Below are 3,906 nucleotides of genomic sequence, written 5' to 3'. Positions count from 1 at the left end.
CGGGTCGGCGGGCGCCGGCGGGGTCGATCTCAGGCTGGACACCCGCGTCGGGGTCCCGATCCCCGGCAGCCAGTCACTCGCCATGAACTGCGTGCAGGTCCTCGACGGTCAGCCGGTGCGGGTCACGGCCGAGGCCACCGCCCGAGGTGGGCGGATGCGTCCGCTGAGCGGCGCTCGCGTGACGATCGCGACGGGCGCGGATGACAGCGACGCCGATGTCGCGCGGTTCGCCGAGGCGGTACGCGAACTCGGGCTGGACCGCGCCCGCGCCCTCGCCACCTTCTCCTACGACAGGTTCGAGGCCGAGTTCCAGGCGCCCGAACGGATCGGCTGACGCCGCCCGGGGGCGCCGCCGCCCAGAGCGGCGTCGCCCAGAGCGGCGTCGCCGAGCAGCATCGCGAACGCGGCGATTCCGCTCACACCCTGCGCGTTGCCGATGAGCCACTGCAGCACGTGGGCGGCTGGGTCGACCGCGGTGAGCGCGTAGGCGTAGTGCGTGCCGATCAGGTGGGTGAGGACCAGGACCGCCACCGCGATCCGGACCGGTCTGCGCCGGGCGGTCAGTAGTAGCGGGATGGCGATGATCACGCCGGACCAGTGGTGGGTCACCGCCACCGGAGAGGCGATGAAGACCCCGAGGGCGACCAGGAGTAGGGCGTCGACGGGCCGGTTGTCCCGGGTCAGTCGCCAGGCTCCCCAGGTGGCTGCCGCGGCGACGAGCAGGAAGAAGCCGTAGACGGGCGGGTCGAGGTGCTCGGCGGGGATCCGGGCCCGGGCCAGCAGGCCGCTCAGGGCCTGGTTGGGGACGAAGTGCCGTGTGCCGCCCCGTTCGGTGAGGAAGAACTCGGCGGTCCAGAAATGCCAGGACTCGGCCGGGCGGATGAGGTGCCCGAGGCCGATCGTGGCCGCGACTGTCCCAACCGCCCGTGCCAGGGACGCCCAGTCTCTACGGACGAGGAACAGAACGCCGAACGCGGCCGGGGTGATCTTGATGCCGGCGGCCAGCCCGAGCAAGACGCCGCGGGCGCGGCGGGGAGTGAAGCCCAGGACGTCGGCGGTGACCATGAGGAACAGGAAGATGTTGATCTGGCCGAAGCCGATGTTCGCGCGGACCGGCTCGAACAGCAGCGCCACGCCGGTCAGTGCCAGGGCCAGGGTTCGTGCGCCCTGAAGCTGGAGCCGGGACGCGGCCATGGCCAGGATCGCCCAGACCGCGACCACCGTGGCGGCGGTCCAGGCGAGTTGGGCGACAGTGGCTCCGAGTGGCGCCAGCGGCAGGAAGACGACGGCGCCGAACGGCGGGTAGATGAACCTGAAGCCCGAGCGGGTGGGAAAGCCCTCGGAGTACAGGTCCGCCCCGGCCAGCAGGGCCCGTCCGGCGTCCTGGAACACCTGGAGGTCCAGCATGAACTCGGTGGCGGCTCGCACCATGACCGCGGTGATCACGGCCGCGGTCAGGATCAGACCTGCCAGGCGCAGCGCGCTCCCCGGCTTCGGGAGGGTGTGCATCGGGTAGCGCTCCTTTCGGTCCGGAACGGGGTGCGGTCGACCAGGATACGGTCTGGTCAGGCCGGGTCGGGTCAGGTCAGTGCCCCTCACCGAGGTTGCCGGAGAGCTTCTCCAGTCGCTCCTGGCTGGCCCCGTCGAGGCCGATGATCTCGACCGTCTTGCCCTTGGCCGCGTACTTGTGGCTGATCGCATCCAGGGTGGCCACGGTGGAGGCGTCCCAGATGTCGGCCTCGGTCAGGTCGATGACAACGTGCTGGGGATCGCCCGAGTAGTCGAACAGGTAGACCAGATCATTGCTGGAGGCCCAGAACAGTTCCCCGCGGACCCGGTAGGTACGGATGTCGATGGTGCCGTCGTGATTCACGTCGAGCTCCGAGACCTTCTCCAGGCTCGTCATGTGCGCGACCCGGCGGGCGAACATGACCATCGCGGTGAGGACGCCGAGGACGACGCCGATGGCCAGGTTGTGGGTGATCACGGTGGCGGCCACGGTGACGATCATGACGACCGTCTCGCTGAGCGGCATCAGACGCAGGGTGCGGGGATGGATGGAGTGCCAGTCCAGGGTGGCCACGGAGACCATGATCATCACCGCGACGAGAGCGGCCATGGGGATCAGGCCGACGATGTCGCCCAGTGCGACGACGAGGATGAGCAGGAAGACGCCCGCCAGGAGGGTCGACAGGCGGGTGCGGGCGCCCGACTGCTTGACGTTGATCATGGTCTGGCCGATCATCGCGCAACCGCCCATGCCGCCGAAGAAGCTGGTGACGATGTTGGCCACACCCTGGCCCCAGCCCTCGCGGGTCTTGTCGGTGCGCACCTCGGTGAGGTCGTCGACGAGTTTGGCGGTCATCAGGGACTCCATGAGCCCGACCAGGGCCATCGCCAGGGCGTAGGGGGCGATGATCTGGAGCGTCTCCATGGTCCACGGCACGTCGGGGATGAACAGCGACGGCAGCGAGTCGGGCAGTTCACCCTGGTCGCGCACGTTGGGCATGGTCCAGCCGAACAGCACCACGACGGCGGTGATCGCCACGATCGCGATCAGCGGTGCGGGAACCGCGGCCGAGAGCCGGGGGAAGAACACCATGATGCCGATGCCGGCCGCGACCATCGGGTAGACCAGCCAGGGCACCCCGAGCAGGTGCGGGATCTGCGCGGTGAAGATGAGGATCGCCAGGGCGTTGACGAACCCGACCATCACGCTGCGGGGGATGAAGCGCATGAGCCGGCCCACGCCGATCAGGCTGAGGACCACCTGGAAGATGCCGGCCAGCAGCACTGTGGCGACGAGGTAGTCCATTCCGTAGTCACGCGCCACGGGGGCGATGACCAGAGCGATCGCGCCCGTGGCGGCGGAGATCATCGCCGGCCGCCCGCCGGTGAAGGCGATCGTCACGGCCATCGTGAACGAGGCGAACAGCCCCACCCGCGGGTCGACTCCGGCGAGGATCGAGAACGAGATGGCCTCGGGGATCAGCGCGAGGGCGACGACCAGTCCTGCCAGCACCTCGGTGCGCAGCCGCCGGGCCGAGGAAAGGGCGTACCTGAATGACGCGAGGACACCGACGGGCGCCAGACCGTCATCGTCGACGCCGGGAGCGGGAGCGGCCCCGGGCGTGGTCGCGGGAGCTGTCACGGAGAATCTTCCTCACCACGTAGGGGCATGACACACTCTCCCGTAACGGGAGATTTTGAATGTACCGTAACGGTAGAGTTGGCCGAGCGCGAACCCGAGCCCATGAGTGTGAACAAGCCCACAAGGAGAACGATGTCGGACGACGCGGTGCGCAAGATCGGCGAGGTCGCCGAGATCACCGGTCTGTCGATCCGCACCCTCCGTCACTACGACGAGCTCGGCCTGGTGGTGCCCTCCGGTCACACCGCCGGTGGGTTCCGGCTCTACACCGATGCGGATGTCCAGCGACTGCTCCTGGTGCGGCGGATGAAGCCCCTGGGGTTCTCGTTGGAACGCATGAGGCAGTTCCTCCGGGCGACGGACGTCCTCTCGGCGGGCCGCGGCTCGGGTTCGGTGGAGCTCGACGACTGGCACGCGGCCCGGACGACGGTCGAGGAGATCCGCTCGGAGGCGGAGGCCCGCTATCGCGACCTGCAGACCCAGCTCGACTACGGCACGGAGTTTCTGCAGCTGGTCCGGAGATTCGACTAAGGCCTCCCGGCGCCCGTCGGCTCCAGTCGGGTCGCGACAGGCGCGGAAGGCGTACCGGCAGTCAGTCCGCGGCGGCCCGTCCCGCGGCGAGGGCCTGACGGGCGACCGGCTCGGCGGCGGCCCGATCGGTGGCCACCAGCCCGATGCGGCTGCGACGGTCGAGGACGTCGTCGACGGTCAGCGCCCCCTCGTGGGTGACCGCGTTGGAGAACTCGGCGCGGGTG

The 3,906-nt window shown here is 69.5% G+C and carries 3 protein-coding genes and 1 pseudogene; 2 read left to right on the top strand and 2 right to left on the bottom strand.

The window, feature by feature from the left end:
* A pseudogene (locus tag G6023_RS00520) lies at positions 1-334 on the top strand (acetoacetate decarboxylase family protein); the annotation flags it as partial.
* On the opposite strand, the gene G6023_RS00515 reads toward G6023_RS00520, so the two are convergent.
* Positions 286-1,509 (bottom strand): glycosyltransferase 87 family protein, encoded by a 1,224-nt coding sequence (locus G6023_RS00515; RefSeq protein ID WP_182633812.1) that lies wholly within the window; start codon positions 1,507-1,509, stop codon positions 286-288. The pseudogene G6023_RS00520 and the gene G6023_RS00515 overlap by 49 nt on opposite strands.
* Before the next feature lie 76 nt (positions 1,510-1,585).
* Positions 1,586-3,151: a SulP family inorganic anion transporter gene (locus G6023_RS00510; protein WP_182633811.1), complete on the bottom strand. Its 1,566-nt coding sequence runs from the start codon at positions 3,149-3,151 to the stop codon at positions 1,586-1,588.
* Positions 3,152-3,283: 132 nt separating this feature from the next.
* On the opposite strand from G6023_RS00510, the gene G6023_RS00505 reads away from it, so the two are divergent.
* Positions 3,284-3,682, top strand: a complete 399-nt coding sequence (locus tag G6023_RS00505; protein ID WP_067718910.1) for a MerR family transcriptional regulator — start codon at positions 3,284-3,286, stop codon at positions 3,680-3,682.
* Positions 3,683-3,906: the final 224 nt, after the last annotated feature.

Source organism: Dietzia sp. DQ11-71, from assembly GCF_014144995.1.
GTDB lineage: Bacteria > Actinomycetota > Actinomycetes > Mycobacteriales > Mycobacteriaceae > Dietzia > Dietzia kunjamensis.
The sequence above is the reverse complement of the archived record's forward strand: the minus strand, read 5'-3'. Positions and strand labels throughout refer to the sequence as shown.

Excerpts from the sequence above, each read along its gene's own strand:
- G6023_RS00515 (WP_182633812.1), bottom strand. The coding sequence starts at position 1,509 with ATGCACACCCTCCCGAAGCCGGGGAGCGCGCTGCGCCTGGCAGGTCTG.
- G6023_RS00505 (WP_067718910.1), top strand. The coding sequence starts at position 3,284 with ATGTCGGACGACGCGGTGCGCAAGATCGGCGAGGTCGCCGAGATCACC.